At 70.4% G+C, this 15,026-nt stretch carries 16 protein-coding genes; 14 read left to right on the plus strand and 2 right to left on the minus strand.

The features are described 5' to 3' along the window. The first annotated feature begins 127 nt into the window (after nt 1-127). The 12 genes from infA (at nt 128) to glmM (ending at nt 10,011) form a co-directional block, all read left to right on the plus strand. The gene (gene infA / locus ACZ6KO_RS14390) at nt 128-349 is read left to right on the plus strand and encodes a translation initiation factor IF-1 (protein WP_003956442.1); all 222 of its coding nucleotides are present in this window, start codon (nt 128-130) and stop codon (nt 347-349) included. 73 nt (nt 350-422) lie between these two features. Then, nucleotides 423-536, plus strand: coding sequence for a 50S ribosomal protein L36 (gene rpmJ, locus ACZ6KO_RS14395; protein ID WP_003956441.1), 114 nt, complete (start codon nt 423-425; stop codon nt 534-536). Between the two features lie 188 nt (nt 537-724). Further along, nucleotides 725-1,105: a 30S ribosomal protein S13 gene (rpsM, locus tag ACZ6KO_RS14400; protein ID WP_007265919.1), complete on the plus strand. Its 381-nt coding sequence runs from the start codon at nt 725-727 to the stop codon at nt 1,103-1,105. 54 nt (nt 1,106-1,159) lie between these two features. Further along, on the plus strand, nt 1,160-1,564 hold the full coding sequence (gene rpsK, locus ACZ6KO_RS14405; RefSeq protein WP_003956432.1) for a 30S ribosomal protein S11: 405 nt from the start codon (nt 1,160-1,162) through the stop codon (nt 1,562-1,564). Between the two features lie 138 nt (nt 1,565-1,702). Then, nucleotides 1,703-2,725, plus strand: coding sequence for a DNA-directed RNA polymerase subunit alpha (locus ACZ6KO_RS14410; RefSeq protein WP_401452398.1), 1,023 nt, complete (start codon nt 1,703-1,705; stop codon nt 2,723-2,725). A 116-nt stretch (nt 2,726-2,841) separates the two neighbouring features. Next, nucleotides 2,842-3,321, plus strand: a complete 480-nt coding sequence (rplQ, locus tag ACZ6KO_RS14415) for a 50S ribosomal protein L17 (protein WP_469304295.1) — start codon at nt 2,842-2,844, stop codon at nt 3,319-3,321. Between the two features lie 93 nt (nt 3,322-3,414). Beyond that, a complete protein-coding gene (truA, locus tag ACZ6KO_RS14420; protein ID WP_469304296.1) occupies nt 3,415-4,278 on the plus strand; it encodes a tRNA pseudouridine(38-40) synthase TruA in 864 nt (287 codons plus the stop codon). Nucleotides 4,279-4,337: 59 nt separating this feature from the next. Then, complete coding sequence (locus tag ACZ6KO_RS14425) at nt 4,338-5,966, plus strand: ABC-F family ATP-binding cassette domain-containing protein (RefSeq protein WP_469304297.1); 1,629 nt, start codon at nt 4,338-4,340, stop codon at nt 5,964-5,966. Between the two features lie 67 nt (nt 5,967-6,033). Next, nucleotides 6,034-7,272 (plus strand): glycosyltransferase family 87 protein, encoded by a 1,239-nt coding sequence (locus tag ACZ6KO_RS14430; RefSeq protein ID WP_469304298.1) that lies wholly within the window; start codon nt 6,034-6,036, stop codon nt 7,270-7,272. Nucleotides 7,273-7,507: 235 nt separating this feature from the next. Beyond that, a complete protein-coding gene (gene rplM, locus ACZ6KO_RS14435; protein WP_401452407.1) occupies nt 7,508-7,951 on the plus strand; it encodes a 50S ribosomal protein L13 in 444 nt (147 codons plus the stop codon). Nucleotides 7,952-7,993: 42 nt separating this feature from the next. After that, the gene (gene rpsI, locus ACZ6KO_RS14440) at nt 7,994-8,509 is read left to right on the plus strand and encodes a 30S ribosomal protein S9 (protein WP_401452409.1); all 516 of its coding nucleotides are present in this window, start codon (nt 7,994-7,996) and stop codon (nt 8,507-8,509) included. Between the two features lie 143 nt (nt 8,510-8,652). Beyond that, nucleotides 8,653-10,011, plus strand: a complete 1,359-nt coding sequence (gene glmM, locus ACZ6KO_RS14445) for a phosphoglucosamine mutase (RefSeq protein WP_469304299.1) — start codon at nt 8,653-8,655, stop codon at nt 10,009-10,011. Between the two features lie 98 nt (nt 10,012-10,109). On the opposite strand, the gene ACZ6KO_RS14450 is transcribed toward glmM, so the two are convergent. Both ACZ6KO_RS14450 and coaA read right to left on the minus strand, forming a co-directional pair. After that, entirely contained in the window at nt 10,110-11,060 is a 951-nt protein-coding gene (locus tag ACZ6KO_RS14450) for a DUF389 domain-containing protein (RefSeq protein WP_469304300.1), read from the minus strand. 2 nt (nt 11,061-11,062) lie between these two features. Further along, entirely contained in the window at nt 11,063-12,091 is a 1,029-nt protein-coding gene (coaA, locus tag ACZ6KO_RS14455) for a type I pantothenate kinase (protein WP_469304301.1), read from the minus strand. Nucleotides 12,092-12,306: 215 nt separating this feature from the next. On the opposite strand from coaA, the gene ACZ6KO_RS14460 reads away from it, so the two are divergent. Both ACZ6KO_RS14460 and glmS read left to right on the plus strand, forming a co-directional pair. Further along, on the plus strand, nt 12,307-13,044 hold the full coding sequence (locus tag ACZ6KO_RS14460) for a hypothetical protein (protein WP_469304302.1): 738 nt from the start codon (nt 12,307-12,309) through the stop codon (nt 13,042-13,044). Nucleotides 13,045-13,151: 107 nt separating this feature from the next. Continuing rightward, the gene (gene glmS, locus ACZ6KO_RS14465; protein ID WP_469304303.1) at nt 13,152-14,999 is read left to right on the plus strand and encodes a glutamine--fructose-6-phosphate transaminase (isomerizing); all 1,848 of its coding nucleotides are present in this window, start codon (nt 13,152-13,154) and stop codon (nt 14,997-14,999) included. Nucleotides 15,000-15,026 lie beyond the last annotated feature (27 nt).

Below are 15,026 nucleotides of genomic sequence, written 5' to 3' on the forward strand. Positions count from 1 at the left end.
GATCTAGACTCGTGGGCAAACTTTCCGGATTCGTCTTTCTGGGTGCCCTGACGTAGACTGACTCGTCGGCTCACGTGCATTCCCATGCCCGTCAGCCGATCAAGGTAGCCGATTCGAAAGGCGAAGCGTGGCCAAGAAGCAAGGTGCCATCGAGATCGAGGGCACCGTGATCGAGTCCCTCCCGAACGCCATGTTCAAGGTGGAACTCCAGAACGGTCACAAGGTCCTCGCGCACATCAGCGGCAAGATGCGGATGCACTACATCCGTATCCTCCCCGATGACCGGGTCGTGGTGGAGCTCTCTCCGTACGACCTGACGCGTGGCCGGATCGTCTACCGATACAAGTAGATCTTGCTTTCACTCCTGCCTGGGCATCGGTCCCGGTGCGGGTGGTGGCACTGACCCGGAGAACCTCACCAACATGAAGGTCAAGCCGAGCGTCAAGAAGATCTGCGACAAGTGCAAGGTGATCCGCCGTCACGGCCGGGTCATGGTCATCTGCGACAACCTGCGCCACAAGCAGCGCCAGGGCTGACGCACGCCGACCGACCTGCAACTTTCGCAGTTCTTCGCGCGACGCACGTAATACGTACATACGCAGAGCCCGCCCAGCCCGCAAGGGTCGGCGGCACCTCCGGCGGGGGCCGGAGACCCGACTGGTACCTCGTACGGCCTACCGGGAGCGGCTCTGCGGAAGACCCCCGAACACACAGGAGCCATTGAATGGCACGCGTTTCCGGTGTTGACATCCCGCGCGAAAAGCGTGTGGAGATCGCACTCACCTACGTCTTCGGTATCGGGCGCACCCGGTCCAAGGAGATCCTCGCCTCCACCGGCGTGAACCCGAACACCCGCGTTCGTGACCTGGCCGAAGAGGACCTCGTCAAGATCCGCGAGTACGTGGACGCCAACCTCCGCACCGAGGGTGACCTCCGCCGCGAGATCCAGGGCGACATCCGCCGCAAGATCGAGATCCAGTGCTACCAGGGCATCCGCCACCGTCGTGGCCTGCCGGTGCACGGTCAGCGCACCAGCACGAACGCGCGTACCCGCAAGGGCCCGCGTCGCGCGATCGCCGGTAAGAAGAAGCCGGGCAAGAAGTAGTCCTGTTCAGCGGTCTTGCGCTGTAGGACCGACCACCTCCCGTAGGAGATTTAGATGCCCCCCAAGGGTCGTCAGGGCGCTGCCAAGAAGGTGCGCCGCAAGGAAAAGAAGAACGTCGCTCACGGCCACGCGCACATCAAGAGCACGTTCAACAACACGATCGTCTCGATCACGGACCCGTCCGGCAACGTGATCTCCTGGGCCTCCGCCGGCCACGTCGGCTTCAAGGGCTCGCGCAAGTCCACCCCCTTCGCCGCGCAGATGGCCGCCGAGTCGGCCGCCCGCCGCGCGCAGGAGCACGGCATGCGCAAGGTCGACGTCTTCGTCAAGGGTCCCGGCTCCGGCCGTGAGACCGCGATCCGCTCCCTCCAGGCCACCGGCCTCGAGGTCGGCTCGATCCAGGACGTCACCCCCACCCCGCACAACGGCTGCCGTCCGCCGAAGCGCCGCCGCGTCTGACGCAGCGGACGCACCTGTGCGTCTTTGAGTGTCCGGGCGGTACGACCCCTTCGGGGGCCGTGCCGCCCGTACCCTTGCAGTACCCAGCAGTACATGTCGGGCGTCAAATAGTGGGCGTCCACGACTGAAGGAAAAGACATGCTTATCGCTCAGCGTCCTTCGCTGACCGAAGAGGTCGTCGACGAGTACCGCTCGCGGTTCGTGATCGAGCCGCTGGAGCCGGGCTTCGGCTACACCCTCGGCAACTCCCTGCGCCGTACCCTCCTGTCCTCCATCCCGGGTGCCGCTGTCACCAGCATCCGCGTGGACGGCGTCCTGCACGAGTTCACCACCGTGCCGGGCGTCAAGGAAGACGTCACGGACATGATCCTCAACATCAAGCAGCTGGTCGTCTCCTCGGAGCACGACGAGCCGGTCGTGATGTACCTGCGCAAGCAGGGCCCCGGCCTGGTCACCGCTGCCGACATCGCGCCCCCGGCCGGTGTCGAGGTGCACAACCCGGACCTCGTCCTCGCCACCCTGAACGGCAAGGGCAAGCTGGAGATGGAGCTGACCGTCGAGCGCGGTCGCGGCTACGTCTCCGCCGTCCAGAACAAGCAGGTGGGCCAGGAGATCGGCCGTATCCCGGTCGACTCCATCTACTCGCCCGTCCTCAAGGTCACCTACAAGGTCGAGGCGACCCGAGTCGAGCAGCGCACCGACTTCGACAAGCTGATCGTCGACGTCGAGACCAAGCAGGCCATGCGCCCGCGCGACGCCATGGCGTCCGCCGGCAAGACCCTGGTCGAGCTGTTCGGTCTGGCCCGCGAGCTCAACATCGACGCCGAGGGCATCGACATGGGCCCGTCCCCGACGGACGCCGCCCTGGCCGCCGACCTGGCGCTGCCGATCGAGGAGCTCGAGCTCACCGTTCGGTCGTACAACTGCCTCAAGCGCGAGGGCATCCACTCCGTGGGTGAGCTCGTCGCCCGCTCCGAGGCGGACCTGCTCGACATCCGCAACTTCGGTGCGAAGTCGATCGACGAGGTCAAGGCGAAGCTGGCCGGCATGGGCCTGGCCCTCAAGGACAGCCCGCCCGGATTCGACCCGACCGCTGCCGCCGACGCCTTCGGCGCCGACGACGACGCGGACGCCGGTTTCGTCGAGACCGAGCAGTACTGAGATAAGGCTTGCGGGGGCCCGGGCTCGCCCGGGCTCCCCGTACCCCCTCCGGCAAAAGTCGGCAGGGACTGACACCGGTACCTGACACGGCCGGTGCAGACACGAGGAGAATCACCATGCCGCGTCCCACCAAGGGCGCCCGCTTCGGCGGCTCCGCCGCGCACGAGAAGCTGCTGCTCGCGAACCTCGCGAAGGCGCTCTTCGAGCACGGCCGCATCACCACGACCGAGGCCAAGGCCCGCCGCCTGCGTCCGGTCGCCGAGCGTCTGATCACCAAGGCGAAGAAGGGCGACATCCACAACCGTCGCATCGTCCTGCAGACGATCACGGACAAGGGCATCGTCCACACGCTCTTCACCGAGATCGCCCCGCGGTACGAGAACCGCCCCGGTGGTTACACCCGCATCACCAAGATCGGCAACCGTCGTGGCGACAACGCCCCGATGGCGGTCATCGAGCTGGTCGAGGCCCTGACCGTGGCCCAGCAGGCCACCGGTGAGGCCGAGGCCGCCACCAAGCGTGCGGTGAAGGAGGCCGAGGCCAAGGCCGAGGCCACCGAGACCGAGGCTCCGGCCGAGGAGACCAAGGAGGCCTGAGCCCCCCTGGTGCCGTAAGGCCTGGAACGGGTCCGTCCCCTCACGGGGGCGGGCCCGTTCCGCTTTTTCCGCGCGACTTGAGAGGATCTGCGGGTGAGTGACGAGGTGGAGCCCGGCCGTGTCCGGGTGCGGCTGGACCTGTCGTACGACGGCAAGGACTTCTCCGGCTGGGCGAAGCAGAGCACGCGGCGGACCGTGCAGGGCGAGCTGGAGTCGGCCCTGCGGACCGTCATGCGGCTCGACGAGCCGGTGGAGCTGACGGTGGCCGGGCGGACGGACGCGGGCGTCCACGCCCGCGGCCAGGTGGCGCACGTGGACCTCGCCGAGGAGGTCTGGGCCGAGCACCACGACAAGCTCCTGCGGCGGCTCGCCGGGCGGCTGCCGCACGACGTACGCGTGTGGAGGGTCGCCGAGGCCCCCGCCGGGTTCAACGCCCGTTTCTCGGCCGTCTGGCGCCGCTACGCCTACCGGGTGGGGGACCACCGGGGCGGGGTGGACCCGCTGCGCCGCGGGCACGTGCTGTGGCACCAGTGGCCGCTGGACGTGGCCGCCATGAACGAGGCCTCGAAGGCGCTGCTCGGCGAGCACGACTTCGCCGCGTACTGCAGGAAGCGCGAGGGCGCCACCACCATCCGCACCCTCCAGCAGCTCAGCTGGGAGCGGGCGGAGGACGGCGTGATCACCGCGACCGTCCGGGCGGACGCCTTCTGCCACAACATGGTCCGCTCGCTCGTCGGCGCCCTGCTGCACGTCGGCGACGGCCACCGGCCCGTCGACTGGCCCGGCAAGGTGCTGGCCGCCGCCGTACGGGACTCCTCCGTGCACGTCGTACGGCCGCACGGGCTGACCCTGGAGGAGGTCGGCTACCCGGCCGACGAACTGCTGGCCGAGCGCAGCCGGCAGGCGCGCAACCTGCGGACCCTGCCCGGCGGCGCGCAGACCCCCGGCTGCTGCTGAGCCCGCCCGGTCCCCTAATCCGTTTGGGCGCACGCCCGCCGACCGGGACAATGCGGCGCATGGGACATCTCGAAGCCGGCCACCTGGAGTACTACCTTCCGGACGGGCGGGTCCTGCTGCCCGACGTCTCCTTCCGGGTCGGCGAGGGCGCGGTCGTCGCCCTGGTCGGCGCGAACGGCGCCGGCAAGACCACCCTGCTGAAGCTGATCAGCGGCGAGCTCCAGCCGCACGGCGGCTCCGTCACCGTCAGCGGCGGGCTCGGCGTGATGTCGCAGTTCGTGGGCTCCGTCCGGGACGAGACGACCATCCGCGACCTGCTGGTCTCCGTGGCGCAGCCGCGGATCCGCGAGGCCGCCCGGGCCGTGGACCGCGCCGAGCACCTGATCATGACGGTGGACGACGAGGCCGCGCAGATGGCCTACGCGCAGGCGCTCAGCGACTGGGCCGACGTGCGGGGCTACGAGGCGGAGACCTTGTGGGACGTGTGCACCATGGCCGCGCTGGGCGTGCCGTACGAGCGGGCGCAGTTCCGCGAGGTGCGCACGCTCTCCGGCGGTGAGCAGAAGCGCCTGGTCCTGGAGGCGCTGCTGCGCGGGCCCGACGAGGTGCTGCTGCTCGACGAGCCGGACAACTACCTCGACGTCCCGGGCAAGCGGTGGCTGGAGGAGCAGCTGAAGGCCACGCGCAAGACCGTGCTCTTCGTCAGCCACGACCGTGAGCTGCTGTCCCGGGCCGCCGAGAAGATCGTCAGCCTGGAGCCGAGCCCGATGGGCACCGACGTGTGGGTGCACGGCGCGGGCTTCGCGACGTACCACGACGCCCGCAAGGAGCGTTTCGCGCGCTTCGAGGAGCTCAAGCGGCGCTGGGACGAGGAGCACGCGCGGCTGAAGGCGCTGGTGCTGCGGCTGCGCAACCAGGCCGCGATCAGCCCCGACATGGCCTCGCGGTACCGGGCGATGCAGACCCGGTTCCAGAAGTTCGAGGAGGCGGGGCCGCCGCCGGAGCCGCCGCGCGAGCAGGACATCCGGATGCGGCTCAAGGGCGGGCGCACCGGCGTGCGGGCGCTGACCTGCGAGAACCTTGAGCTGACCGGGCTGATGAAGCCGTTCGACCTGGAGGTCTTCTACGGCGAACGGGTCGCGGTGCTCGGCTCGAACGGCTCGGGCAAGTCGCACTTCCTGCGGCTGCTGGCGGGCGACACGTCGAACCCGGTCGCCCACACCGGCAACTGGAAGCTGGGGGCGCGCGTGGTGCCCGGTCACTTCGCGCAGACGCACGCGCACCCGGAGCTTTTCGGCCGCACGCTGGTGGACATCCTGTGGACGGAACACGCCAAGGACCGGGGCGCGGCGATGAGCGTGCTGCGCCGCTACGAGCTGGAGCGCCAGGGCGACCAGCCGTTCGAGAAGCTCTCGGGCGGCCAGCAGGCGCGCCTGCAGATCCTGCTCCTGGAGCTGGCGGGCACCACGGCGCTGCTGCTGGACGAGCCGACGGACAACCTCGACCTCGAATCGGCGGAGGCCCTCCAGGACGGTCTGGAGTCGTACGAGGGGACTGTGCTGTGCGTCACGCACGACCGGTGGTTCGCGCGCTCTTTTGACCGCTATCTGGTCTTCGGTTCGGACGGTGTTGTGCGAGAGACTCAAGCGCCCGTCTGGGACGAACGTAGGGTCGAGCGCAAGCGCTAGGGGGTTCCGGTTCCCCTCAGCGAGTCGAGGGGGAGGCGTCGTGGGGCTGCGCCCTAGCATCTGGCTCATGAAGTGGGAGAAGCGCACCTCGGGGACCCGTCTGCTGGCCTGGCTGCTGCGCCCGGCACCCCGCTCTGTGCAGGCGGTCTCCCTCGTGATCGTGCTCTCCGTCGCGGTCTCGACGAGCCTGCGGCAGAACTGGGGCTCGGACAACGCCTTCGTGGTCAAGGCCGCGGACACGCTCCTCGCGGGCGGCTCGCCGTACGAGGACAAGCGCTTCCTCTACCTGCCGAGCGCGGTGCTGATGGCGGTGCCCGAGGCGCTGCTGCCCACGCAGGTGCTGCGCTGGGTGCTGCCGATGGGGATGACCGGGCTGCTGGCCGTGGGCTGGTGGGCGGCCATGCGGCTGTTCTCGGTGCCGGTGCGCTCCCGCTTCGCGGTCGGCGGCCTCGGCCTCTTCGCGCTGGCCTACAAGCCGTACCTCAACCTCGTCCTGATCGGGAACTGGACCTCGATCTCGGCGGCCGCCCTGCCGCTGGCGCTGCTGCTGGCCCACCGGCGCTACTGGGGGGCGGCCGGTCTCGTCGTGGGGCTGGCCATCGCCTGCAAGCCGATGCTGGTGCCGGTGGGGCTGGTGTTCCTGCTGGCGCGGCAGTGGCGGGGGCTGGCCGTGGCGGTCCTGGTGCCGGTGGGGATGTCGCTGGCCGGCGCGATGCTGATGCCGAGCCCGACGCTGTTCTTCACCAAGACGCTGCCCTTCCTGCTCCAGGGCCAGGACTCGTACGCGCTGCCCTGGGACGCCTCGCCGATCGCCGTCGGGCCCCGGCTGGGGATCCCGGAGCCGGTCGCGGTGCTGTGCGCCGGGGTGGGCGCGCTGGCCGGACTGTGGGCGGCCTGGCAGCGCTGGCGGCGCGAGGACGACACGGACGCGGGGGAGCAGCGGCTGGTTGAGACGGCCTGCATGGTGATGCTCGCCGCATTCCTGGTGTCCCGGCCGTCCTTCGACCACTACCTGCTGGTGGTGCTGCCGCTGCTGCTGGCCTCGGCGGTGCGCGAGGGTTCGGCGCCGCGCTCGCCGTGGTTCTGGGTGGCCATGGGGCCGCAGATCGCGGGCGTGCCGTGGCCGCGGGCGCTGGAGGGGGAGCGGCGGGCCTTCAAGGACTGTTTCACGCTCTGTGTGCTGGCCCTCACCCTGCTGCGCAGGTGCCTGGGTCCGGCCCGGGTTAACCTGGAGGACGTGACGACGGCAGGTGCCGTGCGGCGCGCCGGCGAGCCGGCCGAAGCGGGATCCCGCTCGGCGTTTTGACCCGTCCGGGGCAGCCCGGGTATCCTGCTGGTTCGTTATGCGTATTGGCTTGCTCATTCTCACGTGAAAGGGCCTTACGCCGGTCCACCGGGCCGATGACCAGCGGTACACACGGGTTGCGTCCCCGGAGTGCACCAGGGCTGTCGTGATCGTCCGTGGTGACCCTTGTCAGGACCCGTCCCCTCGGGCTAACGCCCTGGGGATGACCCACCACTGAAGAAGCGAAGGCATACGCGTGCGTACGTTCAGCCCCAAGCCCGGCGACATCTCGCGCCAGTGGCTCGTCATTGACGCCCAGGACGTTGTCCTCGGCCGTCTGGCGACCCAGGCCGCTGCCCTCCTGCGGGGCAAGCACAAGCCGACTTACGCCCCCCACATGGACATGGGCGACTTCGTCATCATCGTCAACGCCGACAAGGTCCACCTGTCCGGCAACAAGGCGTCCCAGAAGATGGCGTACCGCCACTCCGGCTACCCGGGCGGTCTCCGCGCGGTGCGCTACGACGACCTCCTGGCGAACAACCCGGAGAAGGCCGTCGAGAAGGCCATCAAGGGCATGCTCCCCAAGAACTCCCTGGGCCGTCAGATGCTCTCGAAGCTGAAGGTCTACTCGGGCGACCAGCACCCCCACGCTGCCCAGCAGCCGGTGCCGTTCGAGATCACCCAGGTCGCGCAGTAGTTCCGGCCACCCCCTAAGACGTAAAGAATTCTGAGGAGAATCGTGGCCGAGACCACCGTCGAGACCCCCATCGAGGGCGACGAGACCTACGACGCTGTCACCACTTTCGAGTCCGAGGCGCCGGAGGGTGACTACACCTCCGAGTCCCTCGCCGGCCGCTTCGGCGACCCGCAGCCGGCCGCCGGCCTGGGCCGTCGCAAGAACGCCATCGCCCGCGTCCGGATCGTTCCGGGCACCGGCAAGTGGAAGATCAACGGTCGTACCCTCGAGGACTACTTCCCGAACAAGGTGCACCAGCAGGAAGTCAACGAGCCCTTCAAGGTGCTCGAGCTTGACGGCCGCTACGACGTCATCGCCCGCATCGCGGGTGGCGGCGTCTCCGGCCAGGCCGGCGCCCTGCGCCTCGGCGTGGCCCGTGCGCTGAACGAGGCGGACGTGGACAACAACCGCCCGGCGCTGAAGAAGGCCGGCTTCCTCTCCCGCGACGACCGTGCGGTCGAGCGCAAGAAGGCCGGTCTCAAGAAGGCCCGCAAGGCTCCGCAGTACAGCAAGCGCTAATCACGCCCGCTGTTCTGCACGAATCCGCCCCGGCGGCACACTCTGTGCTGTCCGGGGCGGTTCGTTTACCGCCCGGGGCGGGACATACCTGTCACACGCGGTTACGTACAACGATGTACCCAGCGCGAACTCGGAGGACAACTGTGGGACGACTCTTCGGAACGGACGGCGTACGCGGCGTCGCCAACGCGGATCTGACGGCCGAACTGGCCCTCGGTCTGTCCGTCGCGGCCGCCCATGTGCTCGCCGAGGCGGGCACCTTCGAGGGACACCGGCCGACCGCCGTGGTCGGCCGCGACCCGCGGGCCTCGGGCGAGTTCCTGGAGGCCGCGGTCGTCGCGGGCCTCGCCAGCGCCGGCGTGGACGTCCTGCGCGTCGGTGTGCTGCCCACCCCGGCGGTGGCGTATCTCACCGGTGCGCTGGGCGCCGACCTCGGCGTGATGCTGTCGGCCAGTCACAACGCCATGCCCGACAACGGCATCAAGTTCTTCGCGCGCGGCGGCCACAAGCTCGCCGACGAGCTGGAGGACCAGATCGAGGCCGTCTACGAGCAGCACCGCACCGGCGCCCCCTGGGACCGCCCGACGGGCGCGGGCGTGGGCCGGGTCTCCGACTACGACGAGGGCTTCGACAAGTACGTCGCCCACCTCATCGCCGTCCTGCCGCACCGCCTCGACGGCGTGAAGATCGTCCTGGACGAGGCGCACGGCGCGGCCGCCCGTGTCTCGCCCGAGGCCTTCGCGCGCGCCGGCGCCGAGATCGTCACGATCGGCGCCGAGCCGGACGGCCTCAACATCAACGAGGGCTGCGGCTCCACCCACCTGGACCTGCTCAAGGCGGCCGTGATCGAACACGGCGCCGACCTCGGCATCGCGCACGACGGCGACGCCGACCGCTGCCTGGCCGTGGACGCCTCCGGCGCCGAGGTCGACGGCGACCAGATCCTCGCGGTGCTGGCGCTGGACATGCGCGAGCGCGGGCAGCTGCGCGGCGACACCGTCGTCGGCACCGTCATGTCGAACCTGGGCTTCAAGCTGGCCATGGAGCGCGAGGGCATCGAACTCGTCCAGACCGGCGTCGGCGACCGCTACGTGCTGGAGTCGATGAAGGAGAACGGCTACGCGCTGGGCGGCGAGCAGTCCGGCCACGTGATCATCCTCGACCACGCGACCACCGGTGACGGCACGCTGACCGGCCTGATGCTGGCGGCCCGGGTGGCCTCCACCGGCCGCTCCCTGGCCGACCTCGCGGGTGTCATGCAGCGCCTGCCGCAGGTCCTGATCAACGTTCCGGACGTCGACAAGTCCCGCGTGTCCACCTCCGCCGAGCTGGCGACGGCGGTCGCCGACGCCGAGCGGGAGCTGGGCAGCACCGGGCGGGTGCTGCTCCGTCCGTCCGGTACGGAGCCGCTCGTCCGGGTGATGGTGGAGGCCGCCGACATCGAGCAGGCGCGCGCTGTCGCCGGGCGCCTCGCGGACGCGGTGAAGTCGGCGCTGGGCTAGGGCCTCTCGTCACAGGAGTGCGGGCGGGCGCCGACGGGCGCCCGCCGGACCGGCCGTACGGGCGCTGCCCGTACGGCTGTCGGCCGTTGTGCCGCCGGTCAGCGCCGGGGCAGGGTCCGCTTCCACCGGCCCCGCTGGGTGTTCCACAGGGCCTTCCACGCGATCAGCGTGACCACCCCGGCGAGCACGATCCCGCCCAGGTTCACCAGCAGCTGCGCCGCCGAGCCCCACATCTGCGCGTACTCCCCGTAGCTGAGCGCCACGGCGGCGTTCGCGGCGGCCGGGACGGTGGTCACCGAGATGGCGACGCCGACCAGCGCGCCGGCCTTCGCCGAGGTCAGCGACAGCATGCCGGCCGTTCCCGCGAGCACGGCGACCACGAACGAGAACGGGTCCGGCTGCCAGATGAAGCTGGTGTTCGGCCGCTCGTTGTCCAGCATGTGCGGCCCGAACAGCCCGAGCGCGTCCATCACCAGACTGAACACGGTGGTCGCCACGATGGCCGCGGCGAACCCGATCAGCAGGGCCGCCAGCGAGCGCCCGGCCAGCCCGCGCCGGCGCTGCACCAGACCGGTGCACACCCCGGCCAGCGGGCCGAACTCCGGTCCGACCGCCATCGCGCCCACGATCAGGACCGCGTTGTCGAGCACCACACCGCAGGCCGCGATCATCGTCGCGAGGATCATGAACGCGGCGTAGGTGATGGTGAGCGTGGACTCCTCGTGGGTGGCCTCGGCGAGCTGCTCCCAGATCACGGCGTCCGCCGGTTCGCCGGGTGCCTCCCGTTCGGCCTCCTCGGCGCGCTTGGAGAGCGACAGGTCGATGTCCTCGACGGCGATGGAGCCGTCCTGGTCGATGCCCAGCTGCCGCAGTTCGTGCAGCAGCTGGTCACCGGCCTCACGGGCGACGTCGCACAGGACGAGGTCCCCCTGCGGGTCCCGGGCGGCGCCGGGCAGCACCACGAGATGGGTGGTGCCGACGGTCGCCTCGATGACCTCGGTCACCGCCTCCGTACGTTCGGTCGGTGTGATCAGCCTCAGGTGCAGCATCCTCAGAGCTTACGGAGGCTCAGGCGCTGGACCTTGTGGTCGGGGCCCTTGCGGATGATGAGGTTGGCGCGGCCGCGGGTGGGCGCCACGTTCTCCAGCAGGTTGGGCCGGTTGATGGTCCGCCAGGTGGTGCGGGCGTACTCCATGGCCTCCTCCTCCGACACCTGGGTGTACTTGCGGAAGTAGGAGAAAGGATTCTGGAACGCGGTCTCGCGGAGCTTGCGGAAGCGGTTGAGGTACCAGCGCTCGATGTCCTCGGCGCGGGCGTCGACGTAGACGGAGAAGTCGAAGAAGTCCGCGAGCCCCACCCGGGTACGGCCGTCCTTGCCGGGCAGGGCCGGCTGCAGGACGTTGAGGCCCTCCACGATCAGGATGTCCGGGCGGCGTACGACGAGCCGCTCACCGGGCACGATGTCGTAGATCAGGTGCGAGTAGACCGGGGCGCTGACCTCCTCCTTGCCCGCCTTGATGTCGGCGACGAACCGGGTCAGCGCGCGCCGGTCGTACGACTCCGGGAAGCCCTTGCGCGAGGTCAGGCCGCGGGCGCGGAGCTCGTCCATCGGGTAGAGGAACCCGTCGGTGGTGACCAGCTCCACGCGCGGGTGCTCGGGCCAGCGGGCGAGCAGGGCCTGGAGGAGGCGGGCCACGGTGGACTTGCCGACGGCGACGGACCCCGCGACGCCTATGACGAAGGGGGTGCCGCTCTGGGCGCCGTGGCCGTTGCCCGCGTCGCCCAGGAAGGTGTTGAGCGCCCCGCGCAGGTTGCTGGTCGCCCCGACGTAGAGGTTCAGCAGCCGCGACAGCGGCAGGTAGACGTCGCGGACCTCGTCGAGGTCGATGACGTCCCCCAGTCCGCGCAGCCGCTCCACCTCCTGCGCGGTCAGCGGCAGCGGGGTGCGCTCGCGCAGCGCGCTCCACTCGGCGCGGGTGAGGTCCACGTACGGCGAACCTTCGGCCCGGCGGTGCGGGCGCTCGGCGGCGCGGGCCAGGAGGCGGTCCGTGGGCGTGCTTCGTGGCGGCGAAGTGATCACACCGTCATTGTCGGCGTTCCGGCTCGGATGTGGGTGGTGGGCTCGGTCACGTGGGGTACGGCCCGGTGACATAGGGGTCTCGCCTGGATCACGATGCGGAGGTGGCGCACGTATTCGGTGATCTTCTGTCGGTGCGGCCCGGTAGATTTCACTGCGACATCGCCATCCGTGGGGGGACTTTCACCGTGCGTAACACCATCGTCCGTCGTTCTGTCATGACCGCGTCCGCCGTGTCGCTGGCCCTGCTGGTCACCGCGTGCGGCTCGGACAAGCCGGCCGACAAGAAGGACGAGCCGAAGGCCGCCGGGTCGTCGTCGGCCGCGGCCGCCGCGCCCGCGGCGAAGGGCAAGACCGACGCCGAGCTGGCCCCGGTCCTGATCGTCCAGGCCGACCTGCCCGACCACGTCTTCAAGGCGGCCACGCCGCAGGAGGCCGCCGCCGGGGCCACGGCCACCACCGACAAGGCCGAGTGCAAGCCGCTGGTCCAGGCCCAGTCGTTCTCCGCCATCGGCACCGCGACCGGCACCGCCCGCACCAAGGTCGCCGCCAAGCCGAAGGAGCCCGCCGCGGACGCCTCCCCCGAGGACAAGCTGAAGGCCGCCCTCGGCACCACCGCCACCGCGGTCACCGTCGCCTCGTACGACGGCAAGGGCGCCCAGGACGCCTTCGCGGCCGTCAAGGCGGCGGGCGCGGCCTGCGCCGGCGGCTACACGGCCACCCAGGGCACCGAGTCCGGCAAGATCAGCAAGGTCGCGGCCGGCGAGGCCGTCACCGCCGGTGACGAGGCCGTCGCCTACGCCATCGACACCGACGCCGACGGCGAGAAGATCACGACGCAGCTGGTGGTCGTCCGCAAGGGCAACACCCTCGCCACGTTCTCCTCGCTCAGCCTGAGCGGCGCGGCCGAGCAGCCGAAGGCCGCCGTCGCCGCGCAGGCGAAGAAGCTCGGCTGACCCTCGCCGACGAACCGTCAACCCCGCTCCGGTGGTGTCCACCGGGCGGGGTTTTCGTCTGGTTCAGGTACCGGGCGGGCGGCCGACTTCGGCGTACGCTGCCGCGTATGTGCGGAATTGTGGGTTACGTGGGAGCGCAGTCGGCGCTCGATGTGGTCATCGCCGGACTCAAGCGGCTGGAGTACCGCGGCTACGACTCGGCCGGGGTCGCCGTCCTCGCGGACGGCGGGCTCGCCGCCGCCAAGAAGGCCGGGAAGCTCGTCAACCTGGAGAAGGAACTGGTCGCCCACCCGTTGCCGAGCGGGGCGACGGGCATCGGGCACACCCGCTGGGCCACCCACGGCGGGCCGACGGACACCAACGCCCATCCGCATCTGGACAACTCCGGTCGCGTGGCGGTCGTCCACAACGGCATCATCGAGAACTTCGCCGCGCTGCGGGCGGAACTCGCCGAGCGCGGCCACCGGCTGGAGTCCGAGACCGACACCGAGGTCGTCGCCCACCTGCTCGCCGAGGCCTTCTCCTCCACCGGCGACCTCGCCGAGTCGATGCGCCAGGTCTGCCGCCGGCTGGAGGGCGCCTTCACCCTCGTCGCCGTGCACGCCGACGAGCCCGACGTGGTGGTCGGCGCGCGCCGCAACTCCCCGCTCGTGGTCGGGGTCGGCGAGGGCGAGAACTTCCTCGCCTCCGACGTCGCCGCCTTCATCGCGCACACCCGCTCCGCCATCGAACTCGGCCAGGACCAGGTCGTGGAGGTGCGCCGGGACGGGGTCACGGTGACGGACTTCGCGGGCGGCCCGGCCGACGTACGGGCCTACAACGTCGACTGGGACGCCTCGGCCGCCGAGAAGGGCGGCTACGACTACTTCATGCTCAAGGAGATCGCCGAGCAGCCCAAGGCGGTCGCCGACACCCTGCTGGGCCGGATCGACGCGGGCGGTTCGCTGACCCTGGACGAGGTGCGGATCCCGGCGTCCGTGCTGCGCGAGGTCGACAAGGTCGTCATCGTCGCGTGCGGGACGGCGTACCACGCGGGGATGATCGCGAAGCTGGCGATCGAGCACTGGACGCGGATCCCCTGCGAGACCGAGCTGGCCAGCGAGTTCCGCTACCGGGACCCGATCCTGGGCCGGCGCACGCTGGTGATCGCGATCTCGCAGTCCGGCGAGACCATGGACACCCTGATGGCACTGCGGCACGCCCGCGAGCAGGGCGCCAAGGTGCTCGCCATCTGCAACACCAACGGCTCCACCATCCCCCGCGAGTCGGACGCGGTGCTGTACACGCACGCGGGGCCCGAGGTCGCGGTGGCCTCGACGAAGGCCTTCCTGACCCAGTTGGTGGCCTGCTACCTGGTCGCGCTGTACCTGGGGCAGGTGCGGGGCACCAAGTGGGGCGACGAGATCCGGGCGGTCGTCCGGGAACTGTCGGAGATCGCGGGCGCGGTGGACGCGGTCCTGGAGACCATGGAGCCGGTACGGCGGCTGGCGCGCTCGCTGGCGGACAAGGACACCGTGCTGTTCCTGGGCCGGCACGTGGGCTACCCGGTCGCGCTGGAGGGCGCGCTCAAGCTCAAGGAGCTGGCGTACATGCACGCGGAGGGCTTCGCGGCGGGCGAGCTCAAGCACGGGCCGATCGCGCTCATCGAGGACGACCTGCCGGTGGTGGTCGTGGTGCCGTCGCCGCGCGGCCGCTCGGTGCTGCACGACAAGATCGTGTCGAACATCCAGGAGATCCGGGCCCGGGGCGCCCGGACCATCGTGATCGCGGAGGAGGGGGACGAGACGGTCGTGCCGTACGCCGACCACCTGATCCGGATCCCGGCCACACCGACGCTGCTCCAGCCGCTCGTGGCGACGGTGCCGCTGCAGGTGTTCGCCTGCGAGCTGGCGACCGCGCGCGGCAACGAGGTGGACCAGCCGCGTAACTTGGCGAAGTCGGTCACGGTGGAGTAGCCGTGGAACAACGGTGGAGTAGGGGCG

The organism is Streptomyces sp. NPDC042102, from assembly GCF_055582305.1.

What these genes read in the sequence shown, in the direction of transcription:
- rpsM (WP_007265919.1), top strand. Translation starts at nt 725, where the DNA reads ATGGCACGCGTTTCCGGTGTTGACATCCCGCGCGAAAAGCGTGTGGAG.
- rpsK (WP_003956432.1), top strand. Translation starts at nt 1,160, where the DNA reads ATGCCCCCCAAGGGTCGTCAGGGCGCTGCCAAGAAGGTGCGCCGCAAG.
- ACZ6KO_RS14450 (WP_469304300.1), bottom strand. Translation starts at nt 11,060, where the DNA reads ATGCTGCACCTGAGGCTGATCACACCGACCGAACGTACGGAGGCGGTG.
- ACZ6KO_RS14425 (WP_469304297.1), top strand. Translation starts at nt 4,338, where the DNA reads ATGGGACATCTCGAAGCCGGCCACCTGGAGTACTACCTTCCGGACGGG.
- ACZ6KO_RS14430 (WP_469304298.1), top strand. Translation starts at nt 6,034, where the DNA reads ATGAAGTGGGAGAAGCGCACCTCGGGGACCCGTCTGCTGGCCTGGCTG.
- rpmJ (WP_003956441.1), top strand. Translation starts at nt 423, where the DNA reads ATGAAGGTCAAGCCGAGCGTCAAGAAGATCTGCGACAAGTGCAAGGTG.
- ACZ6KO_RS14410 (WP_401452398.1), top strand. Translation starts at nt 1,703, where the DNA reads ATGCTTATCGCTCAGCGTCCTTCGCTGACCGAAGAGGTCGTCGACGAG.
- rplQ (WP_469304295.1), top strand. Translation starts at nt 2,842, where the DNA reads ATGCCGCGTCCCACCAAGGGCGCCCGCTTCGGCGGCTCCGCCGCGCAC.
- glmS (WP_469304303.1), top strand. Translation starts at nt 13,152, where the DNA reads ATGTGCGGAATTGTGGGTTACGTGGGAGCGCAGTCGGCGCTCGATGTG.
- ACZ6KO_RS14460 (WP_469304302.1), top strand. Translation starts at nt 12,307, where the DNA reads ATGACCGCGTCCGCCGTGTCGCTGGCCCTGCTGGTCACCGCGTGCGGC.